The 17,523-nt window shown below is 70.8% G+C and carries 16 protein-coding genes and 1 tRNA gene; 9 read left to right on the plus strand and 8 right to left on the minus strand.

The window, feature by feature from the left end:
* Positions 1-130: 130 nt before the first annotated feature.
* On the minus strand, positions 131-1,774 hold the full coding sequence (locus FHY03_RS05195; RefSeq protein ID WP_183929286.1) for an alkaline phosphatase family protein: 1,644 nt from the start codon (positions 1,772-1,774) through the stop codon (positions 131-133).
* 49 nt (positions 1,775-1,823) lie between these two features.
* Here FHY03_RS05195 and FHY03_RS05200 point away from each other — a divergent pair, with 49 nt between their 5' ends.
* The 4 genes from FHY03_RS05200 (at position 1,824) to FHY03_RS05215 (ending at position 7,175) form a co-directional block, all read left to right on the plus strand.
* Positions 1,824-3,848 (plus strand): protein-disulfide reductase DsbD, encoded by a 2,025-nt coding sequence (locus FHY03_RS05200; RefSeq protein ID WP_183929288.1) that lies wholly within the window; start codon positions 1,824-1,826, stop codon positions 3,846-3,848.
* Between the two features lie 89 nt (positions 3,849-3,937).
* Positions 3,938-5,440 (plus strand): circularly permuted type 2 ATP-grasp protein, encoded by a 1,503-nt coding sequence (locus tag FHY03_RS05205; RefSeq protein ID WP_183929290.1) that lies wholly within the window; start codon positions 3,938-3,940, stop codon positions 5,438-5,440.
* Positions 5,440-6,375, plus strand: coding sequence for an alpha-E domain-containing protein (locus FHY03_RS05210; RefSeq protein WP_183929292.1), 936 nt, complete (start codon positions 5,440-5,442; stop codon positions 6,373-6,375). The genes FHY03_RS05205 and FHY03_RS05210 overlap by 1 nt, the downstream gene beginning before the upstream one ends.
* Positions 6,375-7,175 carry a transglutaminase family protein gene (locus FHY03_RS05215; protein WP_183929294.1) on the plus strand — a complete coding sequence of 267 codons (801 nt, stop codon included), beginning with the start codon at positions 6,375-6,377 and terminating at the stop codon, positions 7,173-7,175. Before FHY03_RS05210 ends, FHY03_RS05215 begins: the two co-directional genes overlap by 1 nt.
* A 9-nt stretch (positions 7,176-7,184) precedes the next feature.
* On the opposite strand, the gene thpR is transcribed toward FHY03_RS05215, so the two are convergent.
* A complete protein-coding gene (thpR, locus tag FHY03_RS05220) occupies positions 7,185-7,730 on the minus strand; it encodes an RNA 2',3'-cyclic phosphodiesterase (protein WP_183929296.1) in 546 nt (181 codons plus the stop codon).
* A gap of 122 nt (positions 7,731-7,852) precedes the next feature.
* Between thpR and FHY03_RS05225 the strand changes: the two genes are divergently transcribed.
* From FHY03_RS05225 to FHY03_RS05240, 4 genes are all read left to right on the plus strand, one after another.
* Positions 7,853-8,593, plus strand: a complete 741-nt coding sequence (locus FHY03_RS05225; protein ID WP_183929298.1) for a Bax inhibitor-1/YccA family protein — start codon at positions 7,853-7,855, stop codon at positions 8,591-8,593.
* Between the two features lie 105 nt (positions 8,594-8,698).
* Positions 8,699-9,481: a transglutaminase family protein gene (locus FHY03_RS05230; RefSeq protein WP_183929300.1), complete on the plus strand. Its 783-nt coding sequence runs from the start codon at positions 8,699-8,701 to the stop codon at positions 9,479-9,481.
* A 72-nt stretch (positions 9,482-9,553) separates the two neighbouring features.
* The gene (locus FHY03_RS05235; protein WP_183920974.1) at positions 9,554-9,847 is read left to right on the plus strand and encodes a hypothetical protein; all 294 of its coding nucleotides are present in this window, start codon (positions 9,554-9,556) and stop codon (positions 9,845-9,847) included.
* A gap of 393 nt (positions 9,848-10,240) precedes the next feature.
* The gene (locus FHY03_RS05240; RefSeq protein WP_183929301.1) at positions 10,241-10,792 is read left to right on the plus strand and encodes a hypothetical protein; all 552 of its coding nucleotides are present in this window, start codon (positions 10,241-10,243) and stop codon (positions 10,790-10,792) included.
* Between the two features lie 6 nt (positions 10,793-10,798).
* Here FHY03_RS05240 and FHY03_RS05245 read toward each other — a convergent pair whose 3' ends face one another.
* The 4 genes from FHY03_RS05245 to FHY03_RS05260 all read right to left on the minus strand — a co-directional run bounded on the left by FHY03_RS05245 (position 10,799) and on the right by FHY03_RS05260 (position 12,863).
* On the minus strand, positions 10,799-11,137 hold the full coding sequence (locus FHY03_RS05245) for a barstar family protein (RefSeq protein ID WP_183929303.1): 339 nt from the start codon (positions 11,135-11,137) through the stop codon (positions 10,799-10,801).
* A gap of 81 nt (positions 11,138-11,218) precedes the next feature.
* Positions 11,219-11,953 carry an extensin family protein gene (locus FHY03_RS05250; RefSeq protein WP_183920971.1) on the minus strand — a complete coding sequence of 245 codons (735 nt, stop codon included), beginning with the start codon at positions 11,951-11,953 and terminating at the stop codon, positions 11,219-11,221.
* A gap of 17 nt (positions 11,954-11,970) precedes the next feature.
* Complete coding sequence (locus FHY03_RS05255; protein ID WP_260158722.1) at positions 11,971-12,735, minus strand: NUDIX domain-containing protein; 765 nt, start codon at positions 12,733-12,735, stop codon at positions 11,971-11,973.
* A gap of 52 nt (positions 12,736-12,787) precedes the next feature.
* A tRNA-Ala gene (locus FHY03_RS05260) sits at positions 12,788-12,863 on the minus strand.
* Positions 12,864-13,100: 237 nt separating this feature from the next.
* On the opposite strand from FHY03_RS05260, the gene FHY03_RS05265 reads away from it, so the two are divergent.
* On the plus strand, positions 13,101-14,435 hold the full coding sequence (locus tag FHY03_RS05265) for a DUF2171 domain-containing protein (RefSeq protein ID WP_183929305.1): 1,335 nt from the start codon (positions 13,101-13,103) through the stop codon (positions 14,433-14,435).
* Positions 14,436-14,585: 150 nt separating this feature from the next.
* Here FHY03_RS05265 and FHY03_RS05270 read toward each other — a convergent pair whose 3' ends face one another.
* Positions 14,586-15,662 carry a hypothetical protein gene (locus FHY03_RS05270; protein WP_183929307.1) on the minus strand — a complete coding sequence of 359 codons (1,077 nt, stop codon included), beginning with the start codon at positions 15,660-15,662 and terminating at the stop codon, positions 14,586-14,588.
* A gap of 74 nt (positions 15,663-15,736) precedes the next feature.
* The gene (locus FHY03_RS05275; RefSeq protein ID WP_183920968.1) at positions 15,737-17,491 is read right to left on the minus strand and encodes a methyl-accepting chemotaxis protein; all 1,755 of its coding nucleotides are present in this window, start codon (positions 17,489-17,491) and stop codon (positions 15,737-15,739) included.
* Between the last annotated feature and the right edge of the window lie 32 nt (positions 17,492-17,523).

A 17,523-nucleotide genomic window follows, 5' to 3' on the forward strand; every position in this document is an offset into this window, starting at 1 on the left:
TCGCCCTCGCCGCCGTCATGCGAAAGATCGTCACCATCGCCAACGCGCGCCTCCGCGACCTCCCACACCCCGCGTCACAACTGACTTGATGACGCCGGCAGGAGGAGCAGGGCGGCCGCCGGCTCCAACCTCACCCAGCCGGGCAGGTGTCGCCCGCCCCCGCGTCGAGATCGAGGCAGCGGCCGTCGAGGCCGCTCACCTTCAGCCCGATCGTCGCCGCCAGCGTCGGCGCGATGTCGACCGTCTCCACCGACAAAGGCTGCTCGAATCCGGCCATCCCCTTGCGCCAGAACAGGATCGGCACGCGGCGGTCATAGTCCCATGGGCTGCCATGGGTCTCGACATAGCCCGGTCCCGGCGCCTTGATCGTGGTGACGCGCGGGCGCAGCAGCACGGTCAGGTCACCCGAGCGCTCCGGATCGAACGAGGCGCGCGCGCGCTCGATCAGCGTCCAGGTCTCGGGCGGGGTGGTGGCCATCCGGGTGGCGGCGAGCTCGTCGCGGGTGAAGGCGGCGGCGACCTGCGGCTGCGCGAGGAAGCGCTTCTTCGCTTCCGCCAGCACCTGGGCGCGCTTCGTCGCGGGCACCGAATCGGCGAGATAGACGTCTCCTTCCGGCCCGAGCAGCACCGGGCCGGCGATGCCGAGGTCGCGCCCGATCGCGGCGCCGATCGTTGTCGCCGAGGTGTCGGGCGCGACATGCTGCTCCATCGGCATCGCGCGCTGCTGCTGGCGCTCGGTCATGTCGTGCGCGCCGTGATCGGCGGTGAGCACCACCTCATAGTCGATGCCGGTGCGATCGAGCTCGGCGAGGAAGCCGCCGATCGATTCGTCGAGCTGCGCCATCTGGATGCACATTTCCGACCCCTGCGTACCGAGCGAGTGGCCGACATAGTCGGTCGCCGAGGCACCGACCGCGATCAGGTCGGTGGCGGGGCCGCGGCCGAGCTTCATGTCCTCGATCATCGCCGCCGCGAGCGCGAACACCGCGCCGTCGAGCGCGGGCGAGGCGCGGAACACCTTGGCGTCGCCCGCGGCGCGCTCGAACCGCCCGGTGCCGAGCGTCTGGCCGCCGACCGCGATCGGTCGCGACAGCGTCTTGCAGTAACCGGGCAGCGGCAGCGCCTCCTGCGGCTTGGCGAGCAGCGCCACGACGGCGGCGTTGGCGCGGGCCACCACCGCTGGTTCCTGCCGACCCGCCAGGGAGATGAACTTCTGCCCGCCCCAGAACCAGATCTGGTCGGTGCTGTGGCCTCCCATCATGATCGCGGCGCGGTCCTTGCCCGCCACCGCGACGACGCGCGACTGCGGGTTGGCGCGCTTCATCATGTCGCCGAGCGTCGGCACCTTCAGGTGGAGATCGGAGGGAGTGTAATGCTCGTGGTCGCCGCCGGCGCGCTCATCCTCGGCGCAATAGACCGTCTTGTCGGCGCGGCCGACCTTCTGGTCGAGCCAGTTGTTGGCGATGATCCCGGTATGAGCGGGCCGCATGCCGGTCAGGATGGTCGAGTGACCCGGGCAGGTCTCGGTCGCGGCATGGCTCTGATAACCCGAGGGGAACACCACGCCGGTCAGCAGCCGCGCCATGCCGTCGGTGAAATGGTTGCGATATTGCGCGAACAGGTCGGCGGAGAACTGGTCGACCGAGATCGCCACGATCAGCTTGGGCGGCGTGCGCGGCGCCGCGGCAGACGCCGGCGCGGCGGGGGTGGCAGTCTGCGCGGTCGCGGGAACCGCGGTGGCGGTGGCGAGCAGGGCGAGGAGGAGCGATTTCATGGCCAACCTTGATGCATGCGGGAGCGACCGCGGCTATGGTCCGCGTCCGATGGTCAGGCAAGCTGTGCGCGTGGCGCTTTTCATCCTCGTGACACTGCTCGGCGGCAGCGGTGCGCTCGCGCAGCCCGCGCGCCATGTCGCGCTGACTTTGGTGGCGGAGAGCGACCGCCCCGCCGCGGGCAGCGCGGTGGCGCTGGCGTTCCGCGCCGTACCGCAGCCGGGATGGCACGGCTATTGGCGCAACCCCGGCGACGCGGGTGTGCCGACTCGCGTGACCTGGACGCTGCCCGCCGACGCGCGCGCGGGTGAGCTCGACTATCCGGTGCCGTCGCGGCTGCTGATCGCGGGGCTGATGAACTATGTCTACGAGAAGCCTTGGGCGCTGCTGACCACGCTGCGTGTCCCCGCGGGGCTGGCGCCGGGCACGCGGCTGCCGCTCGTCGCCAAGCTCGATTATCTCGTCTGCACCGCGGAGATCTGCGTTCCCGAGACGCAGACGCTCACGCTCGACCTCGCCGTGGGTGACGGCGCGATCGATCCGGCGCGTCGCGCCGCGTTCGACGGCTGGCGCCGCGCGCTGCCGCGCCCGCTCTCGACGCCGGCGACGTGGCAGCACGCCGGCGATCGCTTCCGGCTTGCCGTGCCGTTCCCGGCCGACGCTGCCGCGAGCGGCGTGTGGTTCTATCCGGCGAGCGGCGGCGCGATCGACTATGCCGCGCCGCAGGCGGTCACACGCGACGGCGACACGCTGACGCTGGAGACCAAGGCCGCGGCGCAGCCGGCGACGGGCGAGATCGCGGGCGTGCTGGCCACGGGCGAGGGCGGCGGGCTGGCGCTCACCGCTCGGCCGGGCACGGTCGCGGCGCCGCGCGGCGGTGAGGGGATGCTGGCGACCGCGCTGGTCGCCTTCGCCGGGGCGGTCCTGGGCGGGCTGCTGCTCAACGTGATGCCTTGCGTCTTCCCGATCCTCAGCCTCAAGGCGCTCGGCCTCGCCCGCTCGGGCGAGAGCGCGGCGCACGCGCGGCGCGAGGCTCTGGCCTATACCGCGGGCGTGCTGCTGGTGTGCGTCGGGCTTGGGGGCGGGCTGCTGGCCCTGCGTGCGGCCGGATCGAGCGCGGGTTGGGCGTTCCAGCTGCAGGACCCGCGCGTGATCGGCGCGCTGCTGCTGCTCGTCACCGCGATCGCGCTCAACCTCGCCGGGCTGTTCGAGCTGCCGACTCCGCAGTTCGCTGCGAAGGGCGGCGCGGCGGGGGCGTTCGCGACCGGGGCGCTGGCGGCGTTCGTCGCGACGCCGTGCACCGGGCCGTTCATGGGCGCCGCGCTCGGCGCCGCGCTGGTGCTGCCCGCCGCGGCAGCGTTGGCGGTGTTCGCCGGACTGGGGCTGGGGATTGCTCTGCCTTTCCTGCTGATCGGCTTCGTACCCGCGCTGCGCGCCCGGCTGCCGCGCCCCGGCGCGTGGATGACCCGGCTGCGGCGCATCCTTTCGCTGCCGATGTGGCTGACCGCGCTCGCGCTCGCCTGGGTGCTGGGGCGCCAGGCCGGGGTGGACGGGATGACGCTCGGCCTCGGCGCGACCCTGCTCGCCGCGGTCGGTCTGTGGTGGACCGGACTGCGCCAGCACGCCGGGCGCGGCGCGACCTGGTGGCCCGCCGGCGTCGCGCTGCTGCTCGCGCTCGGCGGCGTCGCGCTGGTGCGACCGGCGGCGAGCGGCGCCAGCGCGGTGGCGGGGCTGCCCGGCGCGGAGCCGTTCAGCGAGGCGCGACTCGCCGCGCTGCGGGCGGAGGGCAAGCCGGTCTTCGCCTATTTCACGGCCGACTGGTGCCTCACCTGCAAGGTAAACGAGAAGGCCGCGATCGAGACCGCCACCACCGCCGCCGCGTTCAAGCACGGCAAGGTGGCGGTGCTGGTCGGTGACTGGACCGACGGCGACCCGGTGCTCGGCCGCTTCATCGAGGCGCACAACCGCGCCGGCGTGCCGCTCTACCTCTGGTACAAGCCCGGCGGGGGCGCGCCGCGCGTGCTGCCCCAGGTGCTCACCAGCGGGATGCTCGCCGCCCTGCCGGCCGAGCGCTGAGCCGGATCGGAGGCGATATGCCGCTTGTGCAGCGCAACCAACTTCGCCAGCATGGGTCGAAATCTCGGCTTGTGAGTTGACGGGGGTAGATGGGGACAGCGGCGTTCGACGAGATCATGGGGGCGGCCGATCGCGACGGTGCCCGCCCCGAGCTGGCGGACCTGTGTCGCTGGCTCGACGAGACGCCGTCCGACGAGCTCCGCCGGCGCCAGCGCTCCGCCGAGGTCACCTTCCGCCAGCTCGGCATCACCTTCGCGGTCTACGGTGAGAGCGAGGCAAGCGAGCGCATCATCCCCTTCGACATCGTGCCGCGCGTCTTCCTCGCTGACGAATGGGCGCGCCTGTCCGAGGGACTGGTGCAGCGGGTCGAGGCGATCAACGCCTTCCTTGTCGACATCTACGGCGAGCGCCGCATCCTCAAGGAAGGCGTGCTTCCCGCCGACCTGATCCTCGGCAACCCGCAGTTCCGCCCCGAGATCGCGGGCATCCGCCCGCCGCACGACGTCTGGGCGCATATCTGCGGCATCGACCTGGTGCGCACCGGGCCCGATCAGTTCTACGTGCTCGAGGACAACGCGCGGACGCCTTCGGGGGTGAGCTACATGCTCGAGAACCGCGAGGCGATGGTGCGGCTCTGCCCCGAGCTGTTCGCCAAGTTTCGCGTCGCCGCGGTCGACAGCTACCCCGACATGCTGCTCGAGACGATGAAGTCGGTCGCGCCGCGCGGCAGCGGGCAGCACCCCAATTGCGTGCTGCTCACGCCGGGCCACTATAATTCGGCCTATTACGAGCACAGTTTCCTCGCCGACTCGATGGGGATCGAGCTGGTCGAGGCCGCCGACCTCGTCGTCGACGACGATCTCGTCTACATGCGCACCATCGCCGGGCGCGTGAAGGTCGACGTGATCTACCGCCGCGTCGACGATGACTTCCTCGATCCTCTGGTGTTCCGCCCCGAGTCGCTGCTCGGCGTGCCCGGGCTGATCGCCGCCTATGCCGCGGGCAATGTCGCGATCATCAACGCGCCCGGAAACGGCATTGCCGACGACAAGGCGATCTACAGCTACATGCCCGAGATCGTGCGCTTCTATTCGGGCGGCGAAGCCAAGCTGCCGATCGTCGAGACGTGGCGCTGCCGCGAGCCCGACGCGCTGCGCTACGTGCTCGACCATCTCGACGAGCTGGTCGTCAAGCTGGTCGACGGCTCGGGCGGCTATGGCATGCTGGTCGGGCCGACCGCCTCCAAGGGCGAGATCGAGCGTTTCCGCGCCGCGCTGGTGGCCGAGCCGCATCGCTATATCGCACAGCCGACGCTGGCGCTCTCGACCGTGCCGACGTTGGTGGAGCAGGGCGTCGCACCGCGCCACGTCGACTTTCGCCCCTTCGTGCTGAGCGGCGCGCGCGGGGTGCAGGTGGTGCCCGGTGGACTGACCCGAGTCGCGCTGCGCGAGGGCTCGCTGGTGGTCAACTCGTCGCAGGGCGGGGGTACCAAGGACAGTTTCGTGCTGATGCCGGGCGCGCCTTCCATGTCCCAGTCCGCCGGCACCCAGACGATGGGCGGCATGACCCAGACGCTCGGCGGGCAGGGCTGATGCTCAGCCGCACCGCCGCCTCGCTTTACTGGCTCGGTCGCTACGTCGAGCGTGCCGACTTCATCGCGCGGCTGGTCGAGGCGACACTGCGGCTCGACGTGCTCTCCACCCGCCCCGCGGGCGAGGACGCGTGGCGCTCGGCGCTGGCCGTGACCGAGACTGAGCCCGCCTTCGCCGCGGTCGGCGGCGAGCTGACCCGCGAGGAGGTGGCGCGCTTCCTGCTCGCCGACGCCGGCCACCCCGGCTCGATCCTGCGCTGCGTTGGCATGGCGCGCGACAACGCCCGCGCGGTCCGCACCGCGCTCAGCCGCGAGGCGTGGCAGGCGATCAACGGCGCCTGGCTGCTGTTCGACCAGCGCGTCGCGCGGCTCGACCCCGCGACGACACTGGCGCTGGTCGATTCGGTCAAGGCGGAGACGCGCGGCTTCGAGGGCGCGGTCCACCGCATGCTGCGCAACCAGACGACCCTGTTCATCCGGCTCGGCCAGGCGGTGGAGCGCACCGACAACACCGCGCGGCTGCTCGACGTGAAGTATCATCTGCTGCTGCCCGCGGGCGAGCCGGTCGGCGGCACGGTCGACCGCGACCAATGGACCACGATTCTCCAGACCGTCTCGGCGGTGACCGCTTACCGCTGGCTCTACAGCGACGGGCTCGCCCCGGCGAACGTGATCGACCTGCTGCTCAGCCGCGGCGAGCTACCACGCAGCGTCGCCGCCGCGACCGAGGAGACCGTCACCGCGCTCACCGGCCTGGCGCGCTCGAGCGGCACCCAGGGGGAGGCGGACCGGATGGCGCGCACGCGCTCGGCGCGGATCGCCCGCACGCGCACCAGCGATGTGATCAGCGCCGGCCTGCACCAGCACCTCCAGGCCGTGATCGCCGAGAACGCGCACCTGCACGTTGCCATCGGCCGGCAGTTCAAGTTCGCCTGATGCGCCTCTCGATCGAGCATCGCACGAGCTATCGCTTCACCGCCCCGCAGGCGCGGATCGTCCAGCTGCTGCGCATGACGCCGCGCAACAGCCACGACCAGACCGTCGCCGAGTGGCATATCGCGGTCGACTGCGACGCGCGCCTCCGCGAGCACCGCGACGGTTTCGGCAATCGCACCACGATGCTCTACGCCGAGGGGCCGCTCGACGTCATCGAGATCGCGGTTGCGGGAGAGGTGGTGACGAGTACGTCGCGGGGCGTGCTGCACGGCACGTTCGAGCCGCTGCCGCCCGCGCTCTACCTGCGCGCGACCCCGACGACGGCGGCCGACGCGGCGATCGAGGACTTCGCGCGCGCGGCGGTCGGTGGCGCCGCGCCGATCCCCGCGCTGCACGCGCTCAACCGCGCGCTGCACGAGCGCTTCGCCGTCTCGTCGGAGCGCCCCGATCCGGGTCTCGCCGCGATCGACGCCTTCGCGCGCGAGAGCGCGACCCCGCGCGACCTGGCGCAGCTGTTCGTCGCCGCTGCGCGCGCGCTCGCGGTGCCGACGCGCTACGTCACCGGCTATTGCGACCTGCAGGACGGGCGCCGCGCCACGCCGCACGGCTGGGCCGAGGCCTGGGTCGACGATCTCGGCTGGGTCGGGTTCGATCCGACGCTGGGCGAGTCGCCCGAGGAGCATCACGTCCGCGTCGCGGTCGCGCTGGATGCGACCGGCTCGTCGCCGGTGGCGGGCTCGCGGCTCGGCGAGGGGCGTGAGTGCCTCGAAGTCGAGGTGCAGGTCAGCGCGCAGGAGTAGAGCGGCGGCTCACCCCAGCGCCCAGCGCGCCACCGCCTCGTAGCGCGCGCCCGCGGCGGTGAGGTGGCTCTCGTATAGCAGCAGGTGCTCGAGCCGGAAGTCGGGCGTCGTGAGCGCGGCATGCGCCTCGATCCAGCGCGCCACCGCGGCCGGGTCGGCTCCGCGGCGGGCCAGCCGCGCCAGCGTGATATGCGGCAGGTAGCGGCGATGATCGGGTACCACCGCGGCGCGGGTCAGCGCCTGGTCGACCTTGCGGTGGAGCGCGGCGAGCGGCTCGGCGGGCACGACCCGCGCCCACAAGGTGTCGACCCGCCCGCGCTGGTCAAACGCGCCAACGCCCTCAACCCGCACCGTTGGTACCGGTGCGGTAACGCCAGCGAGCGCGGCGGCGACGTCCTCGGCCTGGGCACGCTCGACCTCGCCGATGAAGCGCAGCGTCAGGTGTAGCTGCTCGTCGTCCTGCCAGCGCACCCCCGCGACCCCATCGCCCGTGGCGGCGAGCAGCGCGGCGCGGATCGCCGGGGGAGGGCGGAGAGCGACGAACAGGCGGTGCATGAAATCTCTGTAACGAACGGTTGCTGTCGTCGGAACGGGGAGGCCGTTCCTTGAAAAGGAAACGGCGCGCGGCGATATTCGAGCCATCCGGCATGAGTGCCGGGCGAAGGAGTTTTAAGACAATGGCCAACTGGTCCGATCCCCGGCCCTCCGCCGCCGCGTTCGGCGGAACCGCTTCGGGCACCCGCGACGCGGCGTTCGACGCCGGGCTGCGGTCGTACATGCTGTCCGTCTATAATTACATGGCGTCGGGCGTGCTGCTCACCGGCATCGTCGCGCTGGCGTTCGCGCTGTCGGGCTATGCCCAGGCCGCGTTTCAGTCACCGCTGCGTTGGGTGATCGCGCTGCTGCCGCTCGGCTTCGTCTTCGCGATGAGCTTCGGGCAGGGCAAGTTCACCACCTCGACGCTCAAGGCGATGTTCTGGGGCTTCGCGGTGGCGATGGGTCTGTCGCTGTCGTCGATCTTTTTCGTCTACTCGCCGGTCGCGATCGCGCAGGCGTTCGCGGCGACTGCGGCGGGCTTCGCCGCGCTGAGCCTCTATGGCTACACGACGAAGCGCGACCTGTCGGCGTTCGGCGCGTTTCTTATCATCGGTCTGGTCGGCCTGATCGTCGCCAGCCTGATCAACTTGTTCGTCAACTCGGGCCCGCTCGGCCTGGTGATCTCGATCGTGGGCGTGCTGCTGTTCGCCGGCCTCACCGCCTATGATACGCAGCGCACCAAGAGCCTGTACTTCCAGGTCGCGGGCTACGGCCCTGAGATGGTCGGCAAGGCGGTGGTGATGTCGGCGCTGAGCCTCTACCTCGACTTCATCAACATGTTCCTCTTCATCCTGCGGCTGTTCGGCGGCAATCGCGACTGAGCCGCGTAGCCGATCCCCGATCGGCGGCGTTACGGAGGGGCTCGGCGGGCGACCGTCGGGCCCCTTCCCTTGTGGGTTCGCGGTGGCGGGCCGGAGACCCGTTCCATGCGCCTGTCGATCCAGGTCCTTCTCGACTACGGCTTCCCGGAGCCGGCCGACGTGTTGCTCCAGATCGAGGCCGCGGCGCTGCCGGCGCAGCGGCTTGAAACGCAGGCGCTGATGATCGAGTCGGATCATCCGATCCGCGCGGTGGGGGGCGAGGAGGGGGTCGGGCAGCGCTGCTGGGCACGCGGTGAGGGTCGGCTCGTGGCACGCTACGAGGCGGTCGTGGCGATCGAGCGCGCCGTACTCGACCTTGCCGCCTTGCCGGCGACGCCGGTCACGTCGCTGCCCGCGGCGACGATCCCCTACCTTCTGCCGAGCCGCTACTGCGAGTCGAACCGCTTCGAGCATCTCGTCCGTCGCCGCTTCGCGGGACTGAGCGGCGGTGCGCTGGCACTCGCGCTCGCCGACTTCGTGCGCGGGCACCTACATTACGACGGCAGCGACACCGACTCGCGCACCTCGGCGATGGAAACCTTCGCGTCCGGGCGTGGGGTCTGCCGCGACTATGCGCACCTGCTCGTTTCATTGGCGCGCGCAGCCGAGATCCCGGCGCGCTGCGTCTCGGTCTACGCCCCCGGCGTCGACCCGCCCGACTTCCACGCGGTCGCGGAGCTGTGGCTCGATGGCAGCTGGCACCTGGTCGATGCCACCGGCATGGCGCGCGCCGACGAGATGGCGGTGGTGACCGTCGGCCGCGACGCCACCGACATCGCCTTCATGACCGTCTTCGGCACCGCCAACCTGTGGACGCAGACCGTGCGTGTCGAGCGCCTGACCGATTGATCGCGCAGGAACGCGCACCATGCGCGCCGCGTTGGGCGTGTCAGACTGTTGCCAGCATCGCAGGAGAGAGACATGACCGACCAGAGCCCGATCGATGACCGCGCGCTCGACAGCCTCTCGGTAGCGCCGGAGGCCGGCAACGCTGGCGGATCAAAGGACCCGCGGCAGGACGCCGGGCAGGATCGCTCGATCGAGAAGCGGCTGCAGAAGCACCCCGACAGCGCCGACGCGAAGGTCGACCAGGGCCTGGACGAGTCGATGGACGCCTCCGACCCGGTCTCGGCGACGCAGCCCGGCCGGAACGATCCCGCGCCGTCGTCGGGCTATGACGAGGCGGAGGAAGCGGAGCGTCAGCGCGACGCGTGAGAGTAGCGGGCGGGTCGTGGAAGTCGCGGCCCGCGCGTAAAACTATCGCCATTCCGGTTTAGTTCGGGGATCGGTGGGAGGCTGGCGCGGAGCGCGCGTCCGTCTCCTAGCATCGTTGCCTCTCCTGATCTGACGCCCGTATGCGCTAAACCGCGTCGGCGTTTTGATCCAACCCGCCACTTCGAGTAACCAACGCCAGCGTTCGAATGTTGCCCTAAAGTCGCGCCTCAGAGGTCTTTTCCGCCATGATACAACCGCTGGTCGCATCCATGTTGCGGTGCGGCACAGATCGTGATGGATTGATGACAATCGGAAGGCACGCGCGTTAAGGGCTGCGTTAACCCTTTTCGCGCATGATCCTCCCGGTTGAAACGCTGGGGCGGGGTACGGATCATGGGTGCCAGAAGGAAGCCGGCCGAGGGCGCGATGACATTGGCCGAGATGAAGGAGTTCGCGGGCTTCGCGGCGGCGACGCAGCGGTATGTGCGCCGCAGCCTCGACGTGGGCCTCGATCGCGACGACGCCATGACTCGTTGGTCGCGCGACGTCGTCGAGGCGGCGAGCATCCGCGCGCAGGCGCATCATTATCGCCGCCTGCCCGCGATCCGCGCACTGGTTCCGGACGACAGCGGGCTCGAGGCGGCCGAGCAGCTGCTCGCGCCGCTCATCACGCTCTCCGCCTTCGACCTCGGGCAAGGGCGGATTACCACCTTCTCGGCCTATCGCTTCCTCTACGAGCGGCTGGTCGGCGCGCAGGTGCGGCCGTGGCTGCCCTCCGCCTTCTGCGCCGCGGCGGCGATGCCGCATCTCCACCCCGAGCTGCGCCGCGCGCTGCTCCAGTCGATCAGCGAGGCGGCGGCGACCGCCTCGGGCTGGTCGTCGCGGCAGCCCGCCTTCTTCCCGGCCTGGGTCGAGAAGGTCGATGTCACCGCGCTGCCCAACTGAGCGCTGCTAACGCCACGACCGCGCCCGAGGGGGGCGCGATCGCGGCGGGGCGGGCGTGAAGCGCAGCTCGGCCTTCTCGCCCAACGCAGCGCCCGCGTCGGCGAACACCTCGCGGACTCGGGTCAGATACGCCACGAGCGCCGCAGGGCATTGTGCCGCGCCGACCAGCTCCAAGAGCAGCGGCGGGCGCACGCGATTTAGCCCTGATACCAGCGAGTCGAACAGCGCGTCGAGGCTGTCACCGTGCCACGCGGGCGCGCCGAGCGCGTCGAGCAGCGCGCGCCACATCGCCTCGCGTGAGTCCCAGCCGCGTGCGTCGAGGCGAAGGGTGAGTGGAGCCCTCATCCGCACGTCATTCGGGCGCGCGGACGGGACGGTACCGACGCGTCAATGACCTTGACGCATCCCTGTTGCGAGATCCCTGACTTACCGACACGCACGCCAGCCCGTCGCGCCGCGCGTGGCCTGGTCGAGGTGGAGGTGATCACGATGAGCGGCGTTATAGTCGGGCGAGAGCACCGTGGCGAATACGCGACAGGCGCCGTCGCGCACGTCGCGCAGGAACGCCGCTTTGGCACCGCCGCTACGCCAGTCGCGCAGCACACTGACGCGCGTGCCATCGTCGAGTTTAAAAGCGGCGATATCGAGCGCGTTGGCGGTAGCGTGCTCGCTCCAGCCGCCGCTGCTGCGACCGTACATGCGACGGCAGGAGTAGCTGCCGAGATGCTCGATCCGGCTGACGCGCGTGCCGAAGTGACGCTGCGCCGCGGGCGCGACCACGTCCCATTCCCACACGGCCAGCGCCGCGGCGACGGGGCAGGCGACTGCGACGCTGGCGGGGGCGAGTGCGATCCGCCGTGCGCCACCGTTCTCGAGCCGCACCGCCGAGTCATAGCCGCACTGCGACTCCGCGGGTCGCCGTGCCGGCACGGCGGCGTACCGCACCCCCGCCTGATGGAGCAGCGCGGCGCAGCGCGCCGGCGCGCCGTCGAGCGCGGCGAGCTTGCGACCGGTGAACAGGCCGATCGGCTGGCCGAGGTCGAGCGGCGTCCAGGGCAGGTCCTGCGGGCGCCCGCGCAGGTAGCTCCACGCCATCAGCCCCGCCGCGGCGAGCAGCACCAGCACCACCACCGTCGCGAGCGCGCGGCGCGTGCCGCGCATCAGGCGTGCGCCCGCGGTCAGCCGCGTCGCGCGACGGCCACCGGCTCGGCGGTGATGGGATAGCCGAGATCGTCGGGGATGCAGAGGTAGTCGACTCCGTCGCGCGGCTCGATCCACGGCGTGATCCGCCGCACCGGCGTGGCACGCGCGTGCGCCATCGCCTCGTCGTAGCTGGCAAACTGCGCCAGCCGCTCGAGGTTGCGGCGCGTCGGGAAGATCAGGGTACGATCGCCGCGCGCGGCCGCGTCGAGCGTCTCGCGCGCGCTGGCCCAGTCGAGCCGCACGTTCTCGGTCGAGTCGACGCGGGCGGGCAGGGCGTCGGTAGGCAGGCGCGCGAGATAGAAGAGCGCATCGAACACGCGGGCGTGGTTCTCGCGCGGCCGCCAACGCGCGAACGGCACCAACTGGCCCAAGTCAAGCGCGCTGCCGTCCAGCGCCTCGCGAAGCGCCGCGCCGTCGCGGAGCGCGGCGCGGATCGAGTCGACGGCGGCTGGTTCGGCCACGCCGATCGCGACGCCGGTCTCCTCGATCGTCTCGCGGATCGCGGCAATGCGCGCGGCGGCGTCGGCCGGGGCGGTCGGCCCGAGCGCGCCGGCGAGCGCCACGTCGCCCGGGTCGACCCGCCCGCCGGGGAAAACGGTGGCGCCGGGCGCGAAGGCGAGCCGCGGCGAGCGCTCGACCAGCAGCAGCTCGGGCGGCAGACCTGCGCGGTCACGAAACACGATCAGCGTCGCGGCGGGGATCGCCGGCGGCAGCATCGCGTCATCGTTGTGATCGGTCATGCGTGTTCCCGCGAATGCGCCTCATCGGCGGGGCGGGGAGCGATCGGGCGGGTGGTGGAGCTGAGGGGAATCGAACCCCTGACCTCTGCAGTGCGATTGCAGCGCTCTCCCATCTGAGCTACAGCCCCGCCCGCTTCCCCGGCATCGCCGGGGAGCGCCGCCCTTAGCCGGCGTGTCCGAGGGGCGCAACACGAAATCGTCGAAGTCTTAGAAATCCTGTCGCGCGGGCGAGCTGTTGGCCGGCTGCGACGAGGAGCTGTTGCGCGCGCGCAACGGTCGGAACGATCGGCCCAGTTGATCCTTGTCAGTCTGCCCGCTCGCGACGACGCAAGGCGCCGCGCGACGTGTCACGTAGGAGAACCATCATGGGTTACGAACGCTATCCGCGCGGTACCAATCCCCAGGGCGACTATTACGGCCGCAGTGAGACACAGGACTATGGTCGCGACTATGGGTCTGGCCGCAACCAGAGCTACTCCAGTGCGCGCGATTATCAGGCGTCCGGCGCGTTCGACCGCGACGATGACGACCGCGGCTCCTACGGCCGCCGCGAGTACGGCAACGCCGGTTATGCGAGCAGCTACCGCGACGACAATCGCGGCGATCGCGGCGATCGCGGCTACGGCGACCGCGGCTATGGTGAGGGCGGCTTCGGCGGCGGTGACCGCGGACGCTTTGGCGCGCAGCAGTACGGCCGGTCTGGTTCGAGCCAGGACCGCGACCGCTTCCAGCGTCAGGACTATGGCAATCAGAATTATGGCAACCGCGGCTACGGCCAGCAGGGCTATGGCTCGCAGGGCCGTAACTATGGCCAGCAGGGGCAAGGCTCCGAGTATCATGGCAGCTATGCCTCCGACGGGCGTCGCTTCGAGGACGTCGGCTCGCGCCGCCACGCCGACGACGACAATTATCGCGGCGGCCGTCAGCAGGGCGGACGCGACTATGGCCGCCAGCCGCAGGGCTATGATTACGACGAGCGCGGCTTTCTGGCCCGCGCGGGTGACGAGGTCCGCAGCTGGTTCGGCGACGAGGACGCCGAACGCCGCCGCGAGGCCGATAACCGCTACGACGAGCGCTATTACAACCAGCGCAACGAAGGTGATCGCGATCGCGACGGCGACTATCACAGCTGGCGTTCGAGCCAGATCGCGTCATTCGATCGCGACTATGATGAGTATCGGCAGGAGAACCGGACGAAGTTCCACAACGAGTTCGCCTCGTGGCGGACTGAGCGTCAGGGCCAGCGCGACTCGCTCGACAAGGTGCAGGAGCATGACGAGGTCGTCGGCTCGGACGGCAGCCATGTCGGGACCGTCGACAAGGTACGCGGCGACCGCATTCTGCTGACCAAGAACGACGTCGACGCGGGTGGGCAGCACCACTCGATCCCGTCGCGCTGGATCAAGTCGGTTGAGGACAAGAAGGTCACGCTGAGCAAGACCGCGGATGAGGCCAAGCAGCACTGGCGCACCGAGGAGAAGAACCAGGCGATGTTCGGCTACGGCGATCGCGGCAACGACAGCGACCGCCAGCGCGACGGTTCGCTGAGCCGCGGCGCCACGTCGGGCACGAGCGCGACCTCGGGCAGCAGCATGGCGGCGTCTGGTTCGACCACCGGCTCGTCAACGTCGGGTTCGGCGACGACCGGCGATGACAGCGGCTCGACCAACCTCAACCGTAGCTTCTCGGGCACGTACTGAACCGAGTCGGCTGCGCGTGCGGGTCGTTGACCTGCGCGACACGGAAGCCCCGGGCGGTGACGCCCGGGGCTTTCTCTATGCGCTCGAGCTCGCGGATCGTGTCGGACGGTGGCTCGCTGCGCCACGCGGTTGGCGAGCTGAAGACTCGCTCTACCGGATCGCTTTCGCGTCGAGCGTCACCTGTTTCCCCAGCGCGCTGCCGAGTGGCCGCTGCTTGACCACGTCCTCGTACACCTGCTTGGGCGATGGCAGTGCGGTGAAGGACGGGAAGGTGAGCGTGCGCCCGTCGACGTCACTCAGCGTCACGGCAAAGCTGGGGGCTTTGACCAACTTCTCGCCTTTGGTCTGCTGTGCCGCGAATTGAGAGGCCACGCTCAGCCGAGTCCAGGCGATCCGCCCGGCGTCGTGGATCGCCACCGCATAGCCGTCGGTCTCGTCCTCGTGGCGATAGGCGGCATAGCCGTCGCCGGGCTCGCCCTCGCGGCACAACGGTCGATACGAAGCAGGGGCGGCCTGGTCCGTGGGCTTCTTCTCCTCTGCCGCGATCGCCCCGATGAAGGACAGCAGCAGATCGGTCGTCTCCGGCTTGACCATCTTCGCCTTGCCGTAGGCGAGCGTGCTCGGGCAGGCGGCGATCGGCGTGACAGGACGCGCCGTGGCGTCCGCGGGCAGGCGGAGCGCGGCGATGACGTCGGTGAGCTGGCGATCGAGCGCGGCGCTGTTGCCGCGGCTCGTCATACGCAGCACCACCAGCCACTCGCCGAGCGGCATGACCGCGAGCGCGGTGCTGCGGTTGGGGCCGTCGACGATCGCGTAGGTCTGGCGCAGCGCGGCGGCGACGGTGCCGCTCGCGGCGAACGCGATCGGAGCCTCACTCGCCGGTGCGGCGTGGCGGAAGAGGTCGCGTGACTCGAGCGTGGCGCGGGCGCGATCGAACCACAGCGACACATCCGGCACCGCGGAGTGGAACAGGTACAGGGTCGCGACGGTAGCACGGTCGGCGCTCTCGAACTGTGCGGTGACGTCGTGCTCGGTGGAGGTCGAGTCGGTCAGCGACAGTCGAGTCAGGTCGGCGACCTGCGGGCGCAGTACCGGGCGGGTCTGCGCGTGCATCCATCCCTTGTCCGCCGGCACGGCGAGCGTGCGCGGCGCGGCGATCGCGGGGCTGGCCAACGTCATCGCCAGCGTCAACGCTACTCCCCAGATCGTCCGCATCCCGCGCCCCATGCGGGTTGATCCCGCTGGTCATCAGTCTAGCGCCGGCGCGCGACGCGCGTCACCACCATCCCATCCAGATCGGGTCAGGCCGCGAGCGCGCGACGCGGTGCCTCGGCGCGGCCGAGCGCGCGCGTGTCGACGACGAAGCGCGATACTTCCTGCGTGAGCGAATCGGCCTCGCTCTCGAGGTTGCGCGACACCGCGGTGATCTCTTCCACCATCGCGGCATTCTGCTGCGTCACGCCGTCGATCTGGTTGAGCGCCACGTCGATCTGGTCGAGCCCGCTGGCCTGCGCACGGGCCGACGTCGCGATCTCCGCCACGAGGCCGCCGATCGCGCCGATCTGCCCGGTGATCCGCCCGAGCGCGGCGCCGGTCTCGTTGACGAGGCGGACGCTGGCATCGACCTGCTCGCCGCTCTGCGTGATGCGCTGGCGCACGTCGGTAGCGGCGTCGGCGCAGCGCGCGGCGAGCGCGCGCACCTCGTTGGCGACCACCGCGAAGCCCTTGCCGGCGTCGCCGGCGCGTGCCGCCTCGACCCCGGCGTTGAGCGCGAGCAGGTTGGTCTGAAAGGCGATCGCATCGATCACCGCGATGATCGCGCCGATCTCGGCCGAGGCCTGCTCCAGCCGCCCCATCGCCGCGACCGCGTCGCGCACCACCGCGCCGCCGCGCTGCGCCTCGTCATGGACCGTCTCCATCGCCTCATGCGCCTTGGAGGCGCCGTCGGCGGCCTGGCGCATGGTGCCGGCGATCTCGCTCATCGCCGCCGACGTCTCCTCGAGGCTGGCGGCCTGGTGTTCGGTGCGGCGCGAGAGGTCGTCGGACGCCTGGCTCAGCTCGGCGGTGTGACCATGCACCGCGGCGCTGCCGTCGCGAATCGCGCCGATCGCGCCGCGGATCTCGTCGAGCGCATTGTTGTAGTCGGCGCGAAGCCGCTCGTAGCTGTCGGGAAAGGTGCCCTCGATGCGCGCGGTGAGCTGCCCAGCGGCGAGCGCGGCGAGGTGGCGTGCGAGCGTCTCGACGACCTCGTGCTGCTCCGCGTCGGCACGGGCCTTGGCCAACGCGCCCTCCCGAAAGACGCTGACCGACTTGGCCATGGTGCCGATCTCATCGCCGCGGTCGAGCCCGGGGACGGTGACCTGGAGCTCCCCGCGCGCGAGCTGCTCCATCGCGCCGCGCATCTCACCCAGCGGCCGGAACATGCGCCGCGTCACGGCGAGGCAGGCCAGCGCCGCCGCGACGGTGACGAGCAGCGCGGCGAGCGCGATGCTGAACTGCACCTCATGGAGGTCGGCGAGGAACTGCGCCGCGGGAATGCCGACGTAGAGCACGCCGATCACCTTGCCACTGGCGTCGATGATCGGATCATAGGCGGTGAAAAACGGAGTGCCGAGGATGTCGGCGCGGCCGCGATAGGGCTTGCCGTCGCGCAGCACCGCGTCGCGCACCGCCTGACTGGTGAGCGTGGTGCCGACCGCGCGCGTGCCGTCGGGGTTCTTGACGTTGGTGGCGACGCGCGTGTCGCCGCGGAAGATCGTGGCGGTGCCGCCGACCAGCGCCTTGACATGGTCGACCGCGTCATTGTCGCCGTTCAGCGCGTGCGCGCCCATCACCAGCCTGTCGCCCTCGACGTGAGCGGCGCGGCCGTGGCGGTGAAGCACGTCCCAGGCGACGCGCATGTTCGCTTCCTGGCGTTCGGTGGCGCGCTGCTCGGCATTGGCGCCCAGGATCGTCGCGGTGACGCCGGCGGTCACCAGCGCGAGCAGACCGAGCGATAGCACGATCAGCATCGTTACCTTGGCGGACAGGCTCCGCCCCACCAGCGTCTTCGCCACTGCTCGCATGTAAAGACCCGATCTTCATTCAG

The organism is Sphingomonas sp. BK345 (assembly GCF_014193845.1).
Lineage (GTDB): Bacteria > Pseudomonadota > Alphaproteobacteria > Sphingomonadales > Sphingomonadaceae > Sphingomonas.